Here is a 20,126-nt window from a genome sequence, read left to right on the forward strand (position 1 = left end):
CAAGTGGTTGACTTGTGCCGCAGCGAACCTATGATGAAATAATTGTACAAGAACAGTTTTCTGTACAAGAAAATGAATCAGAGGTCGCCCATGCCCAACGAAGCCGCTGCCAAGCCGAAAATCGCCATCAGTGCCTGCCTGATGGGCGAGGAAGTCCGTTTCAATGGCGGGCATAAACAATCGCATCTGTGCAGTCGTGTCCTTACGGAGTATTTCGAGTTCGTGCCCGTATGCCCGGAAGTCGCCATTGGCCTGGGCATTCCGCGAGAACCGATCCGGCTGGTGGGCGATCCCGCGAACCCCGACGCGGTCGGCACGGTGAAGCCTAACCTGGACGTGACGCGCCCACTGGCCGAGTACGGCAGGCAAATGGCTGCTGAGCTGGACGACATCTGCGGCTACATCTTCATGCAGAAGTCACCGTCCTGCGGGCTGGAACGGGTCAAGGTCTACAGCCATAACGGCGCCCCGCAAAAGGATGGCGGACGGGGCATCTACGCCCAGGCGTTCTGTGATCGCCATCCGGACCTGCCGGTGGAGGAAGACGGTCGCCTCAACGACCCGGTGCTGCGGGAGAACTTCCTGACCCGGGTATTCGCCTACGCGGCATGGCAACCCCTGCGCCACAAGAACCTGACCCGGCGGGACCTGATCGAATTCCACTCGCGCTACAAGTACCTGCTGATGGCCCACAACCCGGTGCAATACAAGGCCCTGGGCAACCTTTTGGGCAGCATGGGCAAGGCCGATCCCAACGAGCTGGGGCCGCGCTACTTCAGCGCGCTGATGGCTGCCCTGAAAAAATGCGCCACCCGCCGGACCCACACCAATGTGCTGCAGCACCTGAGCGGTTATCTCAAGCGTGCCATCGGGGCCGAAGACAAGCAGGAAGTGCAACACCTCATTACCCAGTATCGCCAGGGCATCGTACCGCTGGTGGTGCCCCTGACGTTGCTCAAGCATCACTTGCGCCTGCATCCCGACCCGTACCTGTCGCAGCAGGCCTACTTGCAGCCGCACCCGGAAAACCTCAGCCTGCGTAACGCCATCTGATGGCCCGTGAACCTGATTCGAGCGCACGCGAGGACCTGGGAGCCGACTTTGCCGAGGCCCTGGCCCAAGGTTGGCTGCCGATACGCGAAGTGGCGCGACAGACCGGCGTCAACGCCATTACCCTGCGCGCCTGGGAACGTCGCTATGGCCTGATCGTGCCGTACCGCACCCCCAAGGGCCACCGATTGTTCAGCGCCGAGCATGTGGAACGGATCCAGACCATCGTCACCTGGATCAATCGAGGCGTGGCCGTGAGCAAGATCAAGCCCCTGCTCGACACGCCACAACCACCGCCCGAAACGCCGGAGAACGACTGGCAGCGCCAGCGTCATGGGCTGGTGCTGGCCGTGACCCAACTGGCCGAGCGCCAGGTCGACGACCTGGTGAACCAGGCCATGGCGCTCTACCCGCCATGGACCGTCTGCGAGCAATTGCTGCTGCCCCTGCTGGCCGATCTGCACCGCCGCTGGCAAGGGCAGTTCGGCGCGCAACTGGAGCGTGTGTTCCTGCATTCCTGGCTGCGCAGCAAATTCGGCAGCCGGATCTACCACAACAACCGCCAGTTGCGCGGCGCACCGTTGCTGCTGGTCAATCAATCCGACCTGCCCCTGGACCCTCAGCTGTGGCTCACCGCCTGGCTGGCCAGCAGCACCGATTGTCCCGTGGAGGTATTCGACGAACCGATCCCTGCCGGCGAACTGGCCTTGGCCGTTGAGCGCCTCGCGGCTCGCGGTGTATTGCTGTATTCCAGCCACGCCTTGAACCCGTCGCAACTGCCCAGGCTGCTGAACGGGATCGACTGCCCGGTGATTATCGCCGGCAGTGCCGCATCGATCCACCACGCCAGCTTATCCACTGGAGCTGCGATGCCGAACGTCAGCTGGGCCGAAGACCCGTTATCGGCCCATCGTGAACTGCGCCGCCAGGCACTTCTTTGAATGGAAACCCTATGCAACTGATCTGGCTGCGCAGCGACCTGCGCCTGCACGACAACACCGCCCTGGCGGCCGCCACGGCTCGAGGCCCGTGTGTGGCAGTCTATCTACCAAGTCCGGAACAGTGGCGCAGCCACGACGACGCCCCCTGCAAGATCGATTTCTGGCTGCGCAACCTCACCTCATTGAGCGCGGACCTGGGTGAGCTGAACATCCCGTTGCTGGTACGTGCTGCGGCGCGTTGGGACCAGGCGCCACAGGTGCTGCTCGGGTTATGCCGCGAGCTGAAGATCGATGCGGTGCACGTCAATGAAGAGTATGGGCTGAACGAAACCCGGCGAGATGCCGACGTGGCCCGGACCTTGAAAGCCCAGGGCATCGAATTTCACAGCCACCTCGACCAGCTGCTGTTCAAGCCCGGTAGTGTACTTACCCGGACCGGCAATTATTTCCAGGTGTTCAGCCAGTTTCGCAAAGTCTGCTACAGCCGTTTGCACCTCTCGCTGCCGAGCCTGGTCGCCACTCCGGCCCGGCAAGCGCCAACCGGTATCGACAGCGATCCGGTACCGACCCGTGCCGAGGGCTTTCACCCTCCCGGCGAAGCGCTACGCGCCCTTTGGCCCGCGGGCGAAAACGAAGCCCGGCGGCGTCTCGATGCATTCATCGACCAGCACCTCGACGACTACCAGCGCGACCGGGATTTCCCGGCCCGGCCCGGCACCAGCCAGCTTTCGGCCTACCTGGTGGCCGGTGTGGTCTCCCCACGCCAATGCCTGCACGCCGCGCTACAAGCCAACCAGGGTGAGTTCGAAAGCGGCAATGTCGGTGCTGTGACCTGGATCAATGAATTGCTTTGGCGAGAGTTCTATAAACACATTCTGGTGGGCTATCCCCGGGTGTCCCGGAACCGCGCGTTCCGCCCGGAAACCGAAGCATTGGCCTGGCGCGATGCCCCGCAGGAGCTGGCTGCCTGGAAAGAGGCCCGCACGGGGCTGCCGATCATCGATGCAGCCATGCGCCAACTGCTGGAGACAGGGTGGATGCATAACCGCCTGCGCATGGTCGTGGCGATGTTCCTCACCAAGAACCTGCTGATCGACTGGCGTGAAGGCGAGCGCTTCTTCATGCAGCACTTGATCGACGGCGACCTGGCCGCCAATAACGGCGGCTGGCAGTGGAGCGCCTCCACCGGCACGGACGCGGCGCCCTGGTTCCGGATTTTCAATCCACTGAGCCAATCGGAGAAATTCGACCGCGAAGGGTCCTTCATCAAACGTTGGTTACCCGAACTGAACGATCTGGACAGGCAACAGGTCCATAACCCCAAGGCCTACTGTGGATTGTTCGACAATGTGGACTACCCCGCTCCGATCGTCGACCTTGGCCGATCCCGAGCGCGTGCGCTGGCGGCGTTCAGGAACCTGCCAACGCGACAGGATGCGGCAGCGGAACCACAGGGCGATCATCGAACATGAAATTCCTGCCTGGCGGATGCAGTTTTCGCCACGCAGGATATAGTCTTACTAAATACATGGGTTTCACCGCGAAAACCTTGTATCAGACGCGGCGCGACCCGATCGAAAGGAGCACGGAATGGGTGTGAAACCGCCACGGCGATATTGGTTGACGGGGGCCAGTGATGGCGTCGCCGCTTCGCTCGCCGTTAAGCTGCTTGAAAGTGGAGCGCACCTGGCGATCAGTTCACGCTCGGGTAAACCCTGCCAAATCCTTTCCGAACGTTATCCGAACCAGATACTGATGGTGCCTGGTGACCTGACCGACAGCCAGACAGTACGCGAGATCGGCGAGCGGATCACCCAGCAGTGGGGCTCCCTGGACACCGTCATCCTGAATGCCGGAAGCACTGAACACGCCGACGGCCAGCCCGCTCCCCAGGCTTTCATCGAACACCTGATACGCAGCAACCTGCTGATGTCCAGTTTTTGCATCGAAACGGCCTTGCCGCTGTTGCAAGCCGGCACCCTCCCCCATCTGGTGGGGATCGCCAGCCCGGCGACTTACCTGTCGCCGTCACTCACCGAGGCCAGCGGCAGCACGTTGCGGTCGCTGTTCGAAACGACCCGCGCCAGGCTCGCCCCCGACGGCATCGCCGTGACATTGGTCCACCCCGGCTTCGACGATCAGTCGCTGTGCCTGGACGACGGCTCATTACCCACTGCCGGCTCGACGAACGAAGCGGCCGCTTACATCCTGGCCCACCTCGCCGAAAGGCCTGCCGAGTTGAAACTCCCTATCGCGGCGCTGGCGGCGCTCTGGCCGTTGCCCGCATCGGCCCAGGCCGGACAAACCGACGCCGACCCTTGCCAGGCCAGTGTGTGGTCACCGATCAAGGGTCGCCCTTGAAGGCCGTGGTTGCCTTACACTGCCGGCCATGAAAACCATCCCTCTCGTAGAACTCACTGCGCCGGCCGTGACGTGCTCGACCTGCGCGGCATGCTGCTGTCGACTGGAAGTGCTGCTGATCACCGACACCGGCGTCCCGCCACGTTTCATTGCCATGGATGATTGGGGTGGGGAAGCCATGTTGCGGCTGGATGACGGCTGGTGCGCGGCACTGGATCGCGACAGCATGAAATGCACGATCTACGAGAAACGTCCGTTGATCTGCAGGGAGTTCGAGATGGGCGCGCCGGAATGCGTCGAGGAACGCCTGGGCATCGCGACGGCATATCGTTAGGCCGTCGTCAGAAACGGTTCGCCCGCGAGGTCATCGGATCAGCCAGCATTGATGTGACCGATACCCCGCCCTCGCGAGAAAGCCCGCTCTCACCAGGCTCTGTCTGGAATGTACCTGTACCAAGGCCCGTTTCAATGCAGCACGGCCGGGTGCAGGTACATCTCAGACAGAGCCTGAGCGAGCGTTACAGAGGCATGGTGTAGTGCAGCGCGTAGCTTTCCACGCCGTCGTTGTTCGACGAGATACCGGCGTTGGAGTAATGGGTGGCGCGAATGCCCACCTCATGCCCGCCATTGAAGCGCAGGCCAAAGCCGATGCGGTCTTCGAACTGGAACGCACTACCAAGCTTGTTATCTTCCAGCTCGGTGTTGGCGAACAGCGCAACGCCGATGCCGGCCTCGATATAAGGCTTCACGTTCTGACCGGAAAATTCATACACGAAGACCGGCGAGAACGACAGGCTGTGGTTACTGGAAGTCTCATCGCCTTCCCAGTAGGTGTAGGCACCACTCCAGTAGCCGGTCAGACGCCCCACGTCACTTTGCAACCAGCTTTTGTCCCAGTCGAACTGCATGCCCAGGCGATAGGTCATGGTCGAATCGCTGGTCTGGCCGATTCCAAACTCCACACCTGCCGCTTGCGCAGTGTAAGTGTGCCCCAACAACGCAGCCGCAAGTGCGGCAATGCAGAATAAGCGCTTCATTAGAAACATCCTTTTCCGAACAGACTTAGTTAGTTTTTTCTTACAAACAGACAGAGCTATAGAAATCCGCGTTGAAACAGAAGTTCAGCGATTTTTACACAATTTTCACGATTTCTTCACAGGTCGAAGCTTCGCACAACGCCGGACGATTTCCATAGTACAGGTAGGATTTTTCTTAAATGTATCGGATCGGCGCTAGTCCAGAACAGGGTTTCGCTGGCAGGCCCCTCGGCCAGCAATGCTCGCTCGGCCAACAGCCGCTGAAGCTGCCGCGCCACCGCGGCGCCGGTATCGATCAGGCTGATGTGCCCGGGGACCATCTGCTCGATCAATGGCTTGAGAAAAGGGTAATGGGTGCAACCCAGGATCAACGTATCGCAGCCGGCCGCCAGCAAGGGGTCGACATAATGTTGCAGCAGTTGGCGCAAGGCCGGGCTGTGCAGGTCCCCTGCCTCGATCAGTTCCACCAGGCCGGGACACGGTTGAGTGACCACGCGTACATCGGTGGCGAAACGATCGAGCAACGCGGCGAACTTTGCACTCTGCAAGGTACCGGTGGTGGCGAGTACACCGACGATGCCGCTGCGGGTCGCAGCCGCGGCCGGTTTGACCGCCGGCTCCATGCCGACGATGGGCCAGTCCGGAAAATCGCGACGCAGGTCGGCCACCCCGGCGACGGTCGCGGTGTTGCAAGCCACCACCAGCGCCTTGGCGCCCTGGCGCTTGAGAAAGTCAGCGATGATCGCGCAGCGTTGTGCAATGAAGGCCGGGGTTTTCTCGCCATAGGGAATATGTCCGCAGTCGGCTACGTAGAGCAGCGACTCGTTGGGCAGCAACCGACGGATCTCCCCCAGCACCGACAGGCCACCGACACCCGAATCGAATACCCCGACCGGCGCGTCACGCATGTTGGCTACCACACACGCTGCAACCCGGATCGCGCTTGACCCGCAACTCACGGAAGCGTGAGCCCAGCGCATCGATCAACAGCAGGCGTCCCACCAGGGGTTCGCCGAACCCGACCAGCAGCTTCAACGCCTCCAGGGCTTGCAGGCTACCCACCAGCCCCACCAGCGGCCCGACCACGCCGGCCTCGCTGCAGGTCAGCTCGGCTTCGCTGCCATGACCGTAGAGACAGTGGTAGCAAGGGCTTTCGGGGCGACGTGGATCGAACACCGATAGCTGTCCCTCCAGGCGAATCGCCGCACCGCTGACAAGCGGTTTGCCCGCCCTGACACATGCCGCGTTCACCGCTTCGCGAGTGGAGAAATTGTCGGAGCAGTCCAGCACGACATCCACGGTCGCGACCACGGCGGCCAGACTGTCTTCGTCCATGGCCGTGTTGTGAGGCACAAGGCGGACCTCGGGATTGATCGCCGTCAGGCGACGCATCGCCGAATCGACCTTGCCCAGCCCGACGCTGTCGGTGTCGTGGATGATCTGGCGTTGCAGGTTGGTCAGGTCCACCGTGTCGAAATCCGCCAGGTGCAGCTCGCCGACGCCGGCGGCGGCCAGGTACAAGGCCACCGGGGCGCCGAGGCCGCCAAGACCGACGATCAGTGCACGGCTCTGCTTGAGACGCACCTGCCCGTCGATGTCGACGTGCTGCAACAGAATCTGCCGGCTATAGCGCAACAGCTCCTGATCGCTCAGCACGGCATGCACCCCAGGCTGATGCGCTCATGGCCCCCCAGGTCCTTGCGACTGTGGACTTCGGCAAATCCCTGGGTCTGCAGCAGGTCACGCACCGCGGCGGCCTGATCGTATCCATGTTCGAGCATCAGCCATCCGCCAGGAGCGAGATGAGCCGGTGCCTGGGCAATGATGGTACGCAGGTCATCGAGACCATCCGCGCCGGCCACCAGCGCGCTGGCCGGCTCGAAACGCACGTCGCCTTCGACCAGGTGCGGATCGGTGGCAGCAATGTAAGGCGGGTTGCTGATGATCAGATCGAAACGCCGGCCGGCCAGGGCGCTGAACCAATGACTGCTGAGCACCGTGACGTTACCCAGGTCCAGGCGCTGACGATTGCGCTCGGCCAGGGCCACGGCTTCCAGCACCCGGTCGACGGCGGTCACCGTCCAGGCCGCACGTTCGCTGGCCAAGGCCAGGGCAATCGCGCCGCTGCCGGTGCCCAGGTCCAGTACCCTGGCCGGGGTCGCCGGCAACAAGGCCAGCGCGGTTTCCACCAGCAGCTCGGTGTCCGGTCGCGGAATCAGCGTATGAGGGGCGACTTCCAGGTCGAGCTTCCAGAAGCCCTGTTGTCCCAGGATGTAGGCCACCGGCTCGCCGGAACGACGCCGCCGCAGGTATTCGGAAAACAGCAGCGCGGCCTCGCTCGGCACGATCCGCTCGGGCCAGGTGTGCAGGAAACTGCGGGACTTGCCCAGGGCCGCCGCCAGCAGCAATTCGGCATCCAACCGCGGCGTGGGCGAATCCGGCAACTCGGCGGCGCGTAATACGCTGGCGATGATGGTCATGGGGTCTACCTCTGCTTACTCGCCAATCGCGGCCAGTTGGTCGGCCTGGTATTCGGCCAGCAACGGCTCGATCACGGCCTCGACGCCACCGGCAAGGATCTCGTCGAGGGAATACAACGTCAGGTTGATCCGGTGGTCGGTCACCCGCCCTTGGGCGAAGTTGTAGGTCCGGATCCGCTCGGAACGGTCCCCCGATCCCACCAGCAGCTTGCGCTCGCTGGCGATGGCACTGGCCGCGGCGCTGGCCTGCTGGTCGTTGAGCTTGGCCGACAGCCAGGCCATGGCCCGTGCCCGGTTCTTGTGCTGGGAACGCTCTTCCTGGCATTCGACCACGATGCCCGAGGGCAAGTGGGTAATACGGATCGCCGAGTCGGTCTTGTTGACGTGCTGACCGCCGGCGCCGGAGGAACGATAGGTGTCGATCCGCAGGTCCGCCGGGTTGATTTCGATGGCTTCCTGCTCATCCGGCTCGGGCAATACCGCCACGGTACAGGCCGAGGTATGGATACGGCCCTGGGATTCGGTGGCCGGCACACGCTGCACGCGATGGGCTCCGGACTCGAACTTCAGCTTGCCATAGACGTTGTCGCCCTCGACCCGGGCGATGACTTCCTTGTAGCCGCCGTGTTCACCTTCGTTCTCCGAGAGAATCTCGACCCGCCAGCCACGACGCTCGGCGTAACGCGAATACATGCGGAACAGATCGCCGGAAAAGATCGCCGCCTCGTCGCCGCCCGTACCGGCCCGGATCTCGAGGAATACGTTGCGCCCGTCGTTCGGGTCCTTGGGCAGCAGCATGCGCTGCAGATCACTCTCCAGCTCGACCAGCCGCTCCTTGGCCTCGCGGACTTCCTCGACCGCCATCTCACGCATGTCCGGGTCGCTGTCCTTGAGCAATGCCTGGGCGCCAGCGAGGTCTTCCTGCACTTTGAGCAACTGTTTATAGGTCGCGACAATCGGCTCGACTTCCGCGTACTCCTTGGAGTAGGTGCGGAACTTGTTCTGGTCGGAAATGACTTCACCATCGCCCAGCAAGGCGGTCAGTTCCTCGAAACGGTCCTGGAGAACGTCCAGTTTATTGAGCAGTGACGCTTTCATTGCGATTTTTTATCCGAAAAGCCATTCGGTGAACCCTCACCGAGGGCAAAGAGTTCCTGGGCCATGGCCAGCGCATCGAGACGGCCCTCGGCGGTCAACTTCTTGAGCTGGACACTGGGCGCGTGAAGCAGTTTGTTGGTCAAGCCGCGGGCCAGTTGCACCAGCACTTCCTCGGCATTGCCACCGTTGGCCAAAAGACGCTGGGCCTTTTGCAGTTCTTCGTCGCGCAGGCGCTCGCTCTGTTGGCGATAGGCCTTGAGCACGTCCACGGCCGCCAGCTCGCGCAGGCGCACCATGAAATCCTCGGCCCCGACGGTGATCATCTCTTCCGCCGCCTGGGCCGCGCCTTGACGACTCTTGAGGTTCTCGGCAACCACCTCGTGAAGGTCATCGACACTGTAGAGATAAACGTCGTCCAGTTCGCCGACTTCCGGCTCGATGTCCCGGGGAACGGCGATGTCCACCATGAAGATCGGTTTGTGCTTGCGCAGCTTCAGGGCGCTTTCCACAGCGCCCTTGCCGAGGATCGGCAACTGGCTGGCGGTGGAACTGATCACGATGTCGCTGTGCACCAGCTCGGACGGGATATCCGATAGCAGCACCGCGTGGGCGCCGAACTGTTCGGCCAGGGTACTGGCTCGCTCCAGGGTCCGGTTGGCCACCACGATGCGCTTGACCCCCAGGTCGTGGAGATGACGCGCCACCAGGGTGATGGTTTCGCCCGCGCCGATCAGCAGCGCCTGGCTGCGCTGCAGGTCGCTGAAGATCTGCTTCGCCAGGCTGACCGCGGCAAACGCGACGGACACCGGGTTCTCGCCGATGGCGGTGTCGGTACGCACCTGCTTGGCTGCGTTGAACGTGGCCTGGAACAACCGCCCCAGCAACGGACCGACGGTGCCGGCCTCGCGGGCCACCGCATAGGCAGACTTCATCTGCCCGAGAATCTGCGGTTCGCCCAACACCAGCGAGTCGAGCCCCGAGGCGACGCGCATCATGTGACGAACGGCCGCATCGTCTTCATGCACATAGGCACTGGCGCGCAGCTCGTCGAGACTCAGGTCGTGATATTCGGCCAGCCAGCGCAGCACTGAATCGACCGAAACGTGATCCTGTTCTATATAAAGCTCGCTGCGATTGCAGGTGGAGAGGATCGCAGCCTCGCGGCTCTCGGTGAGTCGGCAAAGCTGCTGCAGGGCCTCAACCAGCTGCTCGGGCGTAAAGGCCACGCGCTCGCGGACGTCTACTGAAGCAGTCTTGTGGTTAATACCAAGTGCAAGGAAGGCCATTCAAGGTCGCTGATTGTGACGTGAAGCCGGCAATTGTCCTACTTCGCCAGATTCAGAACAACCCACCCGATCTCTATCGCTGCGGGTAAATCGACGGGGCGGTTATGTTTTGGTCGAAGGCTTGTGTCATGATGATCCGACCGCAGGTTAGTCGTCCTCTTCCTATATGAATAGATCTTCCGCGTTGCTCCTCGCTCTTGCCCTGCTCAGTGGCTGCCAGTCCATGGATCCCGTTTCGACGGACGGCACGCCGCCGGTCGAAGACAGTACGCAGGCACCTGAAAAGCCCAAGGTCTACGGCTCGTTCAGCGAAGAAACCATCTTCAGCCTGTTGAGCGCCGAACTGGCCGGCCAGCGCAATCGTTTCGACATTGCCCTGGACAATTACGTGACCCAGGCCATCAATACCCAGGACCCCGGCATTTCCGAGCGGGCGTTTCGCATCGCCGAATACCTGGGAGCCGACCAGGCCGCGCTGGACACCGCCATGATCTGGGCGAAAAACGCCCCGGACGACCTCGAGGCGCAACGCGCCGCCGCCGTGCAACTGGCCCGCGCCGGACGCTACGACGACTCCATGCTGTATATGGAGAAGGTGCTGCTGGGCAAGGGCGACACCCACTTCGACTTCCTGGCGCTATCGGCGGCCGATACCGACCAGGAAACCCGCAGCGGCCTAATGAAGAGTTTCGACCGTTTGCTGCAACGCCACCCGAACAACGGCCAGCTGATTTTCGGCAAGGCACTGCTGCTGCAGCAGGATGGCGACTCCCAAGGCGCCCTCACCCTGCTGGAAGACAACCCGCCGGAAGCCGGCGAGGTGGCGCCGATCCTGCTGCGGGCACGCCTGCTGCAAGGCTTGAATCGCGGTGACGAGGCCCTGCCGCTGCTGGAAAAAAGCATCAGGAAATACCCGGACGACAAACGCCTGCGTCTGACCTACGCGCGCATGCTGGTGGAAAACAACCGCATGGACGACGCCAAGGTGGAGTTTTCCAGCCTGGTCCAGCAATACCCTGAAGACGACGAACTGCGTTACTCCCTGGCACTGGTTTGCCTGGAAGCCAAGGCCTGGGAAGAGGCCAAGGGTTACCTGGAAGACCTGATCGCCCGGGAGAGCCACGTCGATTCGGCGCACCTGAACCTGGGCCGCATCGCCGAAGAACGCAACGACCCCGAGACCGCGCTGATCGAATACGCCCAGGTCGGCCCAGGCAACGACTATCTGCCGGCACAGTTGCGCCAGGCCGATATCCTGATGAGCAACGGCAAGACCGCCGAAGCCCAGAGCCGCCTGTCCGTCCAGCGCGACGCCCAGCCCGACTACGGGATCCAGTTGTACCTGATCGAAGCCGAGACGCTGTCGGCCAACAATCAGGGCGACAAGGCCTGGAACGTGCTGCAGCAAGCGCTCAAGCAGTACCCGGACGACCTGAACCTGCTCTACACCCGCGCCATGCAGGCGGAAAAACGCAATGACCTGGCCCAGATGGAAAAAGACCTGCGCCTGATCATCCAGCGCGATCCCGACAATGCCATGGCCCTCAATGCCCTCGGCTACACCCTGTCGGACCGTACCACGCGCTATGACGAGGCCAAGGTACTTATCGAGAAGGCCCACCAGATCAACCCGGAAGACCCGGCGGTCCTCGACAGCCTGGGCTGGGTGAATTATCGCCTGGGCAACCTCGACGAAGCCGAACGTCTGTTGCGCCAGGCCCTGGAGCGCTTTCCCGACCAGGAAGTCGCGGCTCACCTGGGCGAAGTCCTGTGGGCCAACGGCAAGCAACGCGAAGCGCGGCAGGTCTGGAGCAAGTTCCTCAAGGAACAGCCTGACAGCCCCATCCTGCGCGGCACCATCAAACGCCTGACCGGATCAGAGACTCTTTAAGACCATGTTTTTGCGCCACTTCATCGTTTTCAGCTTCATCGCCCTGCTCGCCGGTTGCGCGGGCTTTGGCGCCCGTGAATCCGTCCAGGGCCATGGCAACCCGGCCCAATGGCGTGAGCACAAGGAACAACTGAGCGGCCTCGACGGCTGGCAGATCGACGGCAAGATCGGCATTCGCGCCCCGAAGGATTCGGGCAGCGGCACGCTGTTCTGGCTGCAACGCCAGGACTACTACGACATCCGCCTGTCCGGTCCGCTGGGGCGCGGCGCAGCGCGATTGACTGGCCGTCCCGGCCAGGTTTCGCTGGAAGTCGCCAACCAGGGGCGCTACGACGCCCCGACGCCCGAAGCGCTGCTGGAAGAGCAGCTGGGCTGGAAATTGCCGGTCTCCCACCTGACCTGGTGGGTTCGCGGACTGCCCGCACCGGACAGCAAGAGCCGCCTGACCCTCGACGCCGACAGCCGCCTGTCCAACCTGGAGCAGGACGACTGGCAGATCGAATACCTCAGCTATGCCCAGCAGAACGGCTACTGGCTGCCCGAGCGAATCAAGCTGCACGGCAGCAACCTGGACGTCACGCTGGTGATCAAGCAATGGCAGCCGCGCAAGCTGGGGCAATGACATGACCGCCGCACGCCTGACGCTGCCCTCGCCGGCCAAGCTGAACCTGATGCTGCACATCCTCGGCCGTCGCCCGGACGGTTATCACGAGCTGCAGACGATTTTCCAGTTTCTCGACTACGGCGACGAAATCACCTTCGCCGTGCGCGAGGACGGCGAGATTCGCCTGCATACCGAATTCGAGGGTGTTCCCCACGACAGCAACCTGATCGTCAAGGCCGCGAACAGACTCCGGGAGCAATCCGGATGTTCGCTGGGCGTCGACATCTGGATCGAAAAAATCCTGCCCATGGGCGGTGGTATCGGTGGCGGCAGCTCGAATGCGGCGACGACGCTGCTGGGACTCAACCACCTCTGGCAGCTGGATTGGGACATGGATCGCCTGGCGGCGCTGGGCCTGACCCTGGGGGCCGACGTCCCGGTTTTCGTGCGTGGCCATGCGGCTTTCGCCGAGGGCGTGGGGGAAAAACTCACGCCGGTAGAGCCCGAGGAACCCTGGTACCTGGTACTGGTGCCGCAAGTATCTGTAAGTACAGCAGAAATTTTTTCAGATCCACTGTTGACACGTAACTCTCCTCCCATTAAAGTGCGCCCCGTTCCCAAGGGAAACAGTCGAAATGACTGCTTACCGGTGGTAGCGAGGCGTTATCCAGATGTTCGTAACGCTTTGAATTTGCTAGGTAAATTTACCGAAGCAAAACTCACCGGAACTGGAAGTTGTGTGTTTGGGGGCTTCCCAAGCAAAGCTGAAGCTGATAAAGTCTCGGCCCTTCTTACAGAGACCCTTACAGGGTTTGTAGCAAAAGGAAGCAACGTTTCGATGTTGCATCGCAAGCTGCAGGACCTGCTCTAAAAGGAATCGAGTGCACGGCACTCGCAGCAACAGATACAGGGGCGTCGCCAAGCGGTAAGGCAGCAGGTTTTGATCCTGCCATGCGTTGGTTCGAATCCAGCCGCCCCTGCCATTTTCCTATACTCATCCAGGTATACCCTCAGCCTTCAGGTACTGCGCGTGTCCAAGATGATGGTCTTTACGGGGAACGCTAACCCCGATCTGGCTCGGCGTGTAGTACGTCAGCTGCATATCCCTCTCGGTGACATCTCTGTCGGAAAGTTCTCCGACGGTGAAATCACTGCCGAGATCAATGAAAACGTTCGCGGTAAAGACGTCTTCATTATTCAGCCGACTTGCGCTCCGACCAACGATAACCTGATGGAACTCGTCGTGATGGCTGATGCCTTCCGTCGTTCCTCGGCGACTCGTATCACTGCTGTTATCCCTTACTTTGGTTATGCTCGCCAGGATCGCCGTCCGCGTTCCGCGCGCGTGGCGATCAGCGCGAAAGTCGTAGCTGACATGCTGACCGTAGTCGGCATCGACCGTGTCCTCACGGTTGATCTGCACGCTGACCAGATCCAAGGCTTCTTCGATATTCCCGTGGATAACATCTACGGCTCCCCGGTTCTGGTGGATGACATCGAAGACCAGCGTTTCGAGAACCTGATGATCGTGTCCCCGGACATTGGCGGCGTCGTGCGTGCACGTGCCGTTGCCAAATCCCTGGGCGTGGATCTTGGCATCATCGACAAGCGTCGTGAGAAAGCCAATCACTCCGAAGTGATGCATATCATCGGCGACGTCGAAGGACGCACCTGCATCCTGGTCGATGACATGGTCGATACCGCCGGCACCCTGTGCCATGCGGCCAAGGCTCTGAAAGAGCATGGCGCGGCCAAGGTCTTCGCCTACTGCACCCACCCGGTGCTGTCGGGTCGGGCGATCGAGAACATTGAAAATTCCGTGCTGGACGAGCTGGTGGTGACCAACACCATCCCGCTGTCCGCCGCCGCACAAGCCTGTGCACGTATCCGTCAACTGGATATCGCACCGGTTGTTGCCGAAGCGGTTCGCCGCATCAGCAATGAAGAATCGATCAGCGCGATGTTCCGTTAAGGGCCCTGCCCTTCGATGACATCCCGCTGACGAAAAGCGCCCCGCCCCAACACTCATGTTGGGGCGGGGCTTTTTTGCCCATGCTGCTTTGACGTCGGTCGCAGGCGTCAGCCGCAATGGCTATTTTGGAGATACAAAATGACTGATTTCATCCTGAACGCCCAAGCGCGTACCGACCTGGGGAAAGGTGCGAGCCGCCGCCTGCGTCGTCTCGCCAACCAGGTTCCTGCCGTTGTATACGGCGGTGACAAGGCTCCTGAGTCCATCACCATGCTGGCCAAGGAAGTCGCCAAGCTGTTCGAAGACGAGGCTGCTTTCAGCCACGTGATCGAGCTGAACGTCGACGGCAAGAAGCAAGACGTGATCGTCAAGGCAATGCAGCGTCACCCGGCCAAGCAGTTCATCATGCACGCTGACTTCGTTCGCGTCGTCGCTGGCCAGAAGCTGACCGCCACCGTTCCAGTGCACTTCATCAACGAAGCGGCGCCAGTCAAGAAAGGCGGCGAGATCTCGCACGTGACTTCCGAACTGGAAGTTTCCTGCCTGCCGAAGGATCTGCCTGAATTCATCGAAGTCGACCTGGCTGACGCTGAAATCGGCACGATCATTCACCTGTCCGACCTGAAGGCGCCTAAAGGCGTTGAATTCGTGGCCCTGGCACACGGCGATGACAAGGCTGTTGCCAACGTCCACGCTCCACGTGTTGCTCCAGAAGCTACCGAAGAAGGCGCTGCAGAGTAATTTCACTCTGTCGCCGGAGTGACCGGAAACATCGCGGACTGGAACGTAGCGAGGCAGCGGGCGGGAACGCGAAGTTTACTCAAGGGTAGATCCGCAATTTTCGTCCACTGTCGCCAAAGCACCTGACCGCGACCTTGTTATCCACACTCCAGGAAGGGCCCCTATCGTGACTGCCATCAAACTGATCGTTGGCCTGGGAAATCCAGGCACCGAATACGAACAGACCCGGCATAACGCAGGGGCCCTTTTTGTTGAGCGCATCGCGCACGCACAAGGCGTCAGCCTGACGGCCGATCGCAAGTATTTCGGCCTGACCGGGCGTTTTTCGCATCAGGGTCAGGACGTTCGTCTGTTGATTCCCACCACCTACATGAACCGTAGCGGCCAGGCCGTGGCGGCATTGGCCGGTTTCTTCCGCATCAAGCCTGAAGAAATCCTGGTGGCCCACGACGAACTCGATCTGCCTCCGGGCGTCGCCAAGCTCAAGCAGGGCGGCGGCCATGGCGGTCACAACGGGTTGCGCGACATCATCGCGCAGTTGGGCAATCAGAATACCTTTCACCGCCTGCGGCTCGGCATAGGCCACCCGGGCGTCGCCAGTATGGTTTCAAATTTTGTCCTGGGTCGCGCACCTCGCGCCGAACAGGAAAAACTCGATGCCAGCATCGACTTTGCCCTCGGCGTGCTGCCGGATATCCTCGCCGGTGAATGGAACCGCGCGATGAAAAACCTGCACAGCCAGAAGGCCTGACTCTAACTCTCGGGGAAACACCATGGGATTCAATTGCGGCATCGTCGGCCTGCCTAACGTCGGCAAGTCCACCCTGTTCAACGCCCTGACCAAATCCGGTATCGCGGCCGAGAACTTCCCCTTCTGCACCATCGAGCCGAACAGCGGTATCGTACCGATGCCGGATGCGCGCCTGGATGCACTGGCGGCTATCGTCAATCCCAAGCGTATCCTGCCGACCACCATGGAGTTCGTCGATATCGCGGGTCTCGTGGCCGGCGCCTCGAAGGGTGAAGGCCTGGGTAACAAATTCCTCGCCAACATCCGCGAAACCGACGCCATCGCCCACGTGGTGCGCTGCTTCGAAGACGAGAACGTGATCCACGTTTCCAACAGCGTCGACCCGAAACGCGACATCGAGATCATCGACCTGGAACTGATCTTCGCAGACCTCGACAGCTGCGAAAAACAACTGCAGAAAGTCGCCCGCAATGCCAAGGGCGGCGACAAGGACGCAGTTGCCCAGAAAGGCCTGCTGGAGCAATTGATCGCTCACTTCACCGAAGGCAAGCCCGCACGCAGCCTGATGAAGAACATGAGCGCCGAAGAGAAGCTTGTGATCAAGGGCTTCCATCTGCTGACCACCAAGCCGGTCATGTACATTGCCAACGTGGCTGAAGACGGCTTCGAGAACAACCCGCACCTGGACGTGGTCAAGGCCATCGCCGAAGAAGAAGGCGCCATGGTGGTTCCGGTCTGCAACAAGATCGAAGCGGAAATCGCCGAGCTGGACGACGGCGAGGAGAAGGACATGTTCCTGGAGGCCCTGGGCCTTGAAGAACCTGGCCTGAACCGCGTGATCCGTGCCGGTTATGAAATGCTGAACCTGCAGACCTACTTCACCGCCGGAGTGGAGGAAGTCCGCGCCTGGACCGTCCGCGTCGGCGCCACTGCCCCGCAAGCGGCCGGGGTGATCCACACCGACTTCGAAAAAGGCTTCATCCGCGCCGAAGTCATCGCCTACGCCGACTTCATCCAGTACAAGGGCGAAGCCGGGGCCAAGGAAGCGGGTAAATGGCGTCTGGAAGGCAAGGATTACATCGTCAAGGATGGCGACGTGATGCACTTCCGCTTCAACGTCTAAGCCTCATCTGGCATCGAAAAAGCCGCGTTGATTCGCGGCTTTTTCGTGTGTGGGCTACTTCCAGGATCGTTTGATCATCCGGCGCTGGAAAACCCCTAGAACAGATAGCCCATGTAGATCGCGGCACCGCCACCGGCCTGCACGCCGGCGTTCAAGCCAGCCATGACCAGCGCCCCTTTGGCAGACCGCGCCAGTTGCCGGTTGACCGTGGTGGACGCAATGAGCGAAGTCGCCGGGTTGGAGCTCAGGGCCACCGACAATGCCAGCAACTTGGGGTCAAGCCCGAACAGCAACGCTGTGGCCGAACCGCCCGCCACCAGCCCCACGCCCACTTCGGTGTACATGCAGGGTCCGGTGATGTCGTCACTGGTCAGATCGCGGTCGACCAAGGCATCGCTGACAAACACCTTGCCCGTGCTGGGGAAGGCCTCCGCCGCACCCACGCCAGCCACGCTCTTGCCCTTGATCTGGATATTGATCTTGCCGAAACGTGGCAGCCTCGCGCCAAAGCCGACGCCGACTCCAACGCCGCCGTAGCGGTAGCTGACGTCCTCGCCCTGGGGCGAACGCAGGATGATCGAGCCGCCACTGCCCGCCACCATGACCACGGTCAGGCCGCCGCCACTGGCGGTCTGGTACTGCCAGCGACTTTCGTTGACCGGGAGTGGAATGTTGTAGCTCATACGTTCAAAGTCCTTTAGGTGAATGAGCCGCACCGCGGCCACGGTGTCGAGTGACTTTCACCAGACCGACAAGGGTGAATACCAGACCGATCAGCCCCAATACACCGGGGGTTCCCCACAGTGCGAACGGGTCATCGACGATGGCGCTGCCTGTCGGCTGCTCGGGCAGGTAATGCACCCGTACCGGCTGATCCTGTCGATAGCCGAAGATGAAGCCGCCTTGGGGGTAGGAAATTTTTTCACCATTGGCGGTGGTGAAGGCGATCTCGGGGTGCGAGCCACCGGCATTCAAGCGACTGACAACGCCATCGGCGCTCTGTGCATGGGCGAGGAACTCGCGTCGCTCCAGTGTGAGATTGACGGCAACGCTCAGCAAGCCGATACCAATCAGGGCAAAAAGCAGGCCCAGCAACAGGTTGCCGATCCGCGACGGGGTGTCGTTAGCCATGGTTATCTCAGTACTCGTCCATGAAAGAGAGGGGCAGGATAGCAAGAAGCCTGCCCCTGCCGCACCTGAAGCCTCGCTCCTTTTATGCCTCCTCTTTCCGCAGCAGCACCCTCGTCACTCGACGTTCCTGGACCTCCACCACCGTCATGCTCCATTCCTGCCAATTGAGCCGGTCGCCGATGACAGGCAGACGGTCCAGCAAGCTCATGACCATCCCGGCCAAGGTCTGGTAGTCGTCCGTGGCTTTCGCCTGCAAGCCCGTGTGCTCGCCAACCTGGCTGAGATTCAACGCGCCACTGACCAGAAAGCCGTCTTCCCGGGCCACGATATTCGGCCCTTCGATTTCACTGGCATCGGGCAACTCACCGGCGATGGACTCAAGGATATCGGTCATGGTGAGCAGCCCCACGAAGTCACCGAATTCGTTCACCACAAACGCGATGTGGGTCGACTCTTTGCGCATCTGCTCCAACGCGTTGAGAATCGTGAAGGTATCCAGCAGGTTGATCGCCTTGCGGGCCATGGTTTGCAGATTCGGCTGGTTGCCGGCCAGCAGTTCCTTGAACAGCTCTTTCTTGTGGACAAAACCCAATGGCTCATCCACCCGCCCTTCCCGGATCAAGGGCAACCGGGAGTACGACGAATGCATCAGCCGTGTACGAATGTTCTCGGGCGAGTCGGCCACATCGATGTGATCAACCTCGGCACGGGGAGTCATCACCGTACGGATGGGGCGCTCTGCCAATTGCAACACCCCGCTGATCATGACGCGTTCGCGTCGGTCGAACACCTGGTCGGTGTCATCGCCCGCCAGCATGTCGGCGATCTCCTCACCCACCTCGTCGGCATCCGGCTTGCGTCCCCCCAATAACCGCAGGACGGCGTGGGCGGTACGCTCGCGCATGGGGCGCTGTCCGTGCAGGCTCTTCCTGCGACGCAGGCGAGCCACCTGGTTGAACAGCTCGATCAGGATCGAGAAGCCAATCGCGGCATACAGGTAGCCTTTCGGAATATGGAAACCCAGACCTTCCGCGGTGAGGCTGAAGCCGATCATCATCAGGAAGCCAAGACAAAGCATGATGACGGTGGGATGGCTGTTGACGAAGCGCGTCAGGGGCTTGCTTGCGATGATCATCAAGCCGATGGAGAAAATCACCGCGATCATCATGACCGACAAGTGCTCTACCATGCCCACCGCCGTGATCACGGCGTCCAGCGAAAAGACCGCATCGAGTACCACGATCTGCGCGACGATCGGCCAGAACATCGCATAGGCACCCTGACCCGAGCGTTGCACCACATGGCCTTCGAGGCGCTCATGCAACTCCATGGTGGCCTTGAACAACAGGAACACACCCCCGAATAGCATGATCAGGTCCCGTCCCGAAAACGTCTTGCCGAAGACTTCGAACAACGGCGCGGTCAGGGTCACCATCCAGGAAATGCTGGCCAACAGGCCAAGGCGCATCAACAGCGCCAGGGACAGACCGATGATCCGCGCACGATCGCGCTGCGCGGGTGGCAGCTTGTCCGCCAGGATGGCAATGAATACGAGGTTATCGATGCCGAGCACCAGCTCCAGCACGATCAGGGTCAGCAGGCCAAGCCATGCCGTGGGGTCGACGATCCATTCCATGGATTACAGCTCCTTTCGCAGCAT

The 20,126-nt window shown here is 61.3% G+C and carries 21 protein-coding genes, 1 tRNA gene and 1 pseudogene; 14 read left to right on the top strand and 9 right to left on the bottom strand.

From position 1 onward, the window contains the following. Positions 1 to 90: 90 nt before the first annotated feature. The 6 genes and pseudogenes from BLP99_RS19705 to BLP99_RS19725 all read left to right on the top strand — a co-directional run bounded on the left by BLP99_RS19705 (position 91) and on the right by BLP99_RS19725 (position 4,686). Positions 91 to 1,053: a YbgA family protein gene (locus BLP99_RS19705; protein WP_092181457.1), complete on the top strand. Its 963-nt coding sequence runs from the start codon at positions 91 to 93 to the stop codon at positions 1,051 to 1,053. After that, a complete protein-coding gene (locus BLP99_RS19710) occupies positions 1,053 to 1,991 on the top strand; it encodes a MerR family transcriptional regulator (RefSeq protein ID WP_072396836.1) in 939 nt (312 codons plus the stop codon). Before BLP99_RS19705 ends, BLP99_RS19710 begins: the two co-directional genes overlap by 1 nt. Positions 1,992 to 2,002: 11 nt before the next feature. Beyond that, entirely contained in the window at positions 2,003 to 3,463 is a 1,461-nt protein-coding gene (gene phrB / locus BLP99_RS19715; protein ID WP_092181460.1) for a deoxyribodipyrimidine photo-lyase, read from the top strand. Between the two features lie 118 nt (positions 3,464 to 3,581). Then, positions 3,582 to 4,352, top strand: a complete 771-nt coding sequence (locus BLP99_RS19720) for an SDR family NAD(P)-dependent oxidoreductase (protein WP_092181463.1) — start codon at positions 3,582 to 3,584, stop codon at positions 4,350 to 4,352. Between the two features lie 6 nt (positions 4,353 to 4,358). Then, a pseudogene (locus BLP99_RS26915) lies at positions 4,359 to 4,469 on the top strand (hypothetical protein); the annotation flags it as partial. Further along, entirely contained in the window at positions 4,420 to 4,686 is a 267-nt protein-coding gene (locus BLP99_RS19725) for a YkgJ family cysteine cluster protein (RefSeq protein ID WP_371128612.1), read from the top strand. The pseudogene BLP99_RS26915 and the gene BLP99_RS19725, both read left to right, overlap by 50 nt. Positions 4,687 to 4,870: 184 nt before the next feature. Here the strand turns inward: BLP99_RS19725 and BLP99_RS19730 are convergent, their stop codons facing one another. The 6 genes from BLP99_RS19730 to hemA form a co-directional block, all read right to left on the bottom strand. After that, positions 4,871 to 5,389: an acyloxyacyl hydrolase gene (locus tag BLP99_RS19730; protein WP_072396828.1), complete on the bottom strand. Its 519-nt coding sequence runs from the start codon at positions 5,387 to 5,389 to the stop codon at positions 4,871 to 4,873. Positions 5,390 to 5,505: 116 nt separating this feature from the next. Continuing rightward, on the bottom strand, positions 5,506 to 6,297 hold the full coding sequence (gene murI, locus BLP99_RS19735) for a glutamate racemase (RefSeq protein WP_092181466.1): 792 nt from the start codon (positions 6,295 to 6,297) through the stop codon (positions 5,506 to 5,508). Further along, on the bottom strand, positions 6,290 to 7,045 hold the full coding sequence (locus BLP99_RS19740; protein WP_072397207.1) for a molybdopterin-synthase adenylyltransferase MoeB: 756 nt from the start codon (positions 7,043 to 7,045) through the stop codon (positions 6,290 to 6,292). Before BLP99_RS19740 ends, murI begins: the two co-directional genes overlap by 8 nt. Then, entirely contained in the window at positions 7,039 to 7,869 is an 831-nt protein-coding gene (gene prmC / locus BLP99_RS19745) for a peptide chain release factor N(5)-glutamine methyltransferase (RefSeq protein ID WP_072396824.1), read from the bottom strand. Before prmC ends, BLP99_RS19740 begins: the two co-directional genes overlap by 7 nt. A 15-nt stretch (positions 7,870 to 7,884) precedes the next feature. Next, positions 7,885 to 8,967, bottom strand: coding sequence for a peptide chain release factor 1 (prfA, locus tag BLP99_RS19750; protein WP_072396822.1), 1,083 nt, complete (start codon positions 8,965 to 8,967; stop codon positions 7,885 to 7,887). Next, complete coding sequence (hemA, locus tag BLP99_RS19755) at positions 8,964 to 10,253, bottom strand: glutamyl-tRNA reductase (protein ID WP_072396820.1); 1,290 nt, start codon at positions 10,251 to 10,253, stop codon at positions 8,964 to 8,966. The genes prfA and hemA overlap by 4 nt, the downstream gene beginning before the upstream one ends. 166 nt (positions 10,254 to 10,419) lie before the next feature. Here hemA and BLP99_RS19760 point away from each other — a divergent pair, with 166 nt between their 5' ends. The 8 genes from BLP99_RS19760 (at position 10,420) to ychF (ending at position 17,335) form a co-directional block, all read left to right on the top strand. Continuing rightward, positions 10,420 to 12,144 carry a tetratricopeptide repeat protein gene (locus BLP99_RS19760; protein ID WP_072396818.1) on the top strand — a complete coding sequence of 575 codons (1,725 nt, stop codon included), beginning with the start codon at positions 10,420 to 10,422 and terminating at the stop codon, positions 12,142 to 12,144. A 4-nt stretch (positions 12,145 to 12,148) separates the two neighbouring features. After that, positions 12,149 to 12,766, top strand: a complete 618-nt coding sequence (lolB, locus tag BLP99_RS19765; protein WP_072396816.1) for a lipoprotein insertase outer membrane protein LolB — start codon at positions 12,149 to 12,151, stop codon at positions 12,764 to 12,766. Position 12,767: 1 nt separating this feature from the next. Further along, positions 12,768 to 13,619, top strand: a complete 852-nt coding sequence (gene ispE, locus BLP99_RS19770; RefSeq protein WP_072459377.1) for a 4-(cytidine 5'-diphospho)-2-C-methyl-D-erythritol kinase — start codon at positions 12,768 to 12,770, stop codon at positions 13,617 to 13,619. A 37-nt stretch (positions 13,620 to 13,656) separates the two neighbouring features. Next, a tRNA-Gln gene (locus tag BLP99_RS19775) sits at positions 13,657 to 13,731 on the top strand. A gap of 47 nt (positions 13,732 to 13,778) precedes the next feature. Next, a complete protein-coding gene (locus tag BLP99_RS19780; RefSeq protein WP_003171603.1) occupies positions 13,779 to 14,720 on the top strand; it encodes a ribose-phosphate pyrophosphokinase in 942 nt (313 codons plus the stop codon). Positions 14,721 to 14,858: 138 nt separating this feature from the next. Next, positions 14,859 to 15,461: a 50S ribosomal protein L25/general stress protein Ctc gene (locus BLP99_RS19785; RefSeq protein ID WP_072396804.1), complete on the top strand. Its 603-nt coding sequence runs from the start codon at positions 14,859 to 14,861 to the stop codon at positions 15,459 to 15,461. Positions 15,462 to 15,627: 166 nt separating this feature from the next. Next, positions 15,628 to 16,212, top strand: a complete 585-nt coding sequence (pth, locus tag BLP99_RS19790) for an aminoacyl-tRNA hydrolase (protein ID WP_072396792.1) — start codon at positions 15,628 to 15,630, stop codon at positions 16,210 to 16,212. Between the two features lie 22 nt (positions 16,213 to 16,234). Then, positions 16,235 to 17,335: a redox-regulated ATPase YchF gene (ychF, locus tag BLP99_RS19795; RefSeq protein ID WP_072396791.1), complete on the top strand. Its 1,101-nt coding sequence runs from the start codon at positions 16,235 to 16,237 to the stop codon at positions 17,333 to 17,335. A 95-nt stretch (positions 17,336 to 17,430) separates the two neighbouring features. Here the strand turns inward: ychF and BLP99_RS19800 are convergent, their stop codons facing one another. The 3 genes from BLP99_RS19800 to BLP99_RS19810 all read right to left on the bottom strand — a co-directional run bounded on the left by BLP99_RS19800 (position 17,431) and on the right by BLP99_RS19810 (position 20,102). Further along, positions 17,431 to 18,018, bottom strand: a complete 588-nt coding sequence (locus BLP99_RS19800; protein WP_072396789.1) for a hypothetical protein — start codon at positions 18,016 to 18,018, stop codon at positions 17,431 to 17,433. A 4-nt stretch (positions 18,019 to 18,022) separates the two neighbouring features. Further along, entirely contained in the window at positions 18,023 to 18,466 is a 444-nt protein-coding gene (locus BLP99_RS19805; protein WP_092181469.1) for a DUF3592 domain-containing protein, read from the bottom strand. A gap of 82 nt (positions 18,467 to 18,548) precedes the next feature. After that, entirely contained in the window at positions 18,549 to 20,102 is a 1,554-nt protein-coding gene (locus tag BLP99_RS19810) for a TerC family protein (RefSeq protein ID WP_072459380.1), read from the bottom strand. Positions 20,103 to 20,126: the final 24 nt, after the last annotated feature.

Source organism: Pseudomonas sp. NFACC32-1 (assembly GCF_900101215.1).
Lineage (GTDB): Bacteria > Pseudomonadota > Gammaproteobacteria > Pseudomonadales > Pseudomonadaceae > Aquipseudomonas.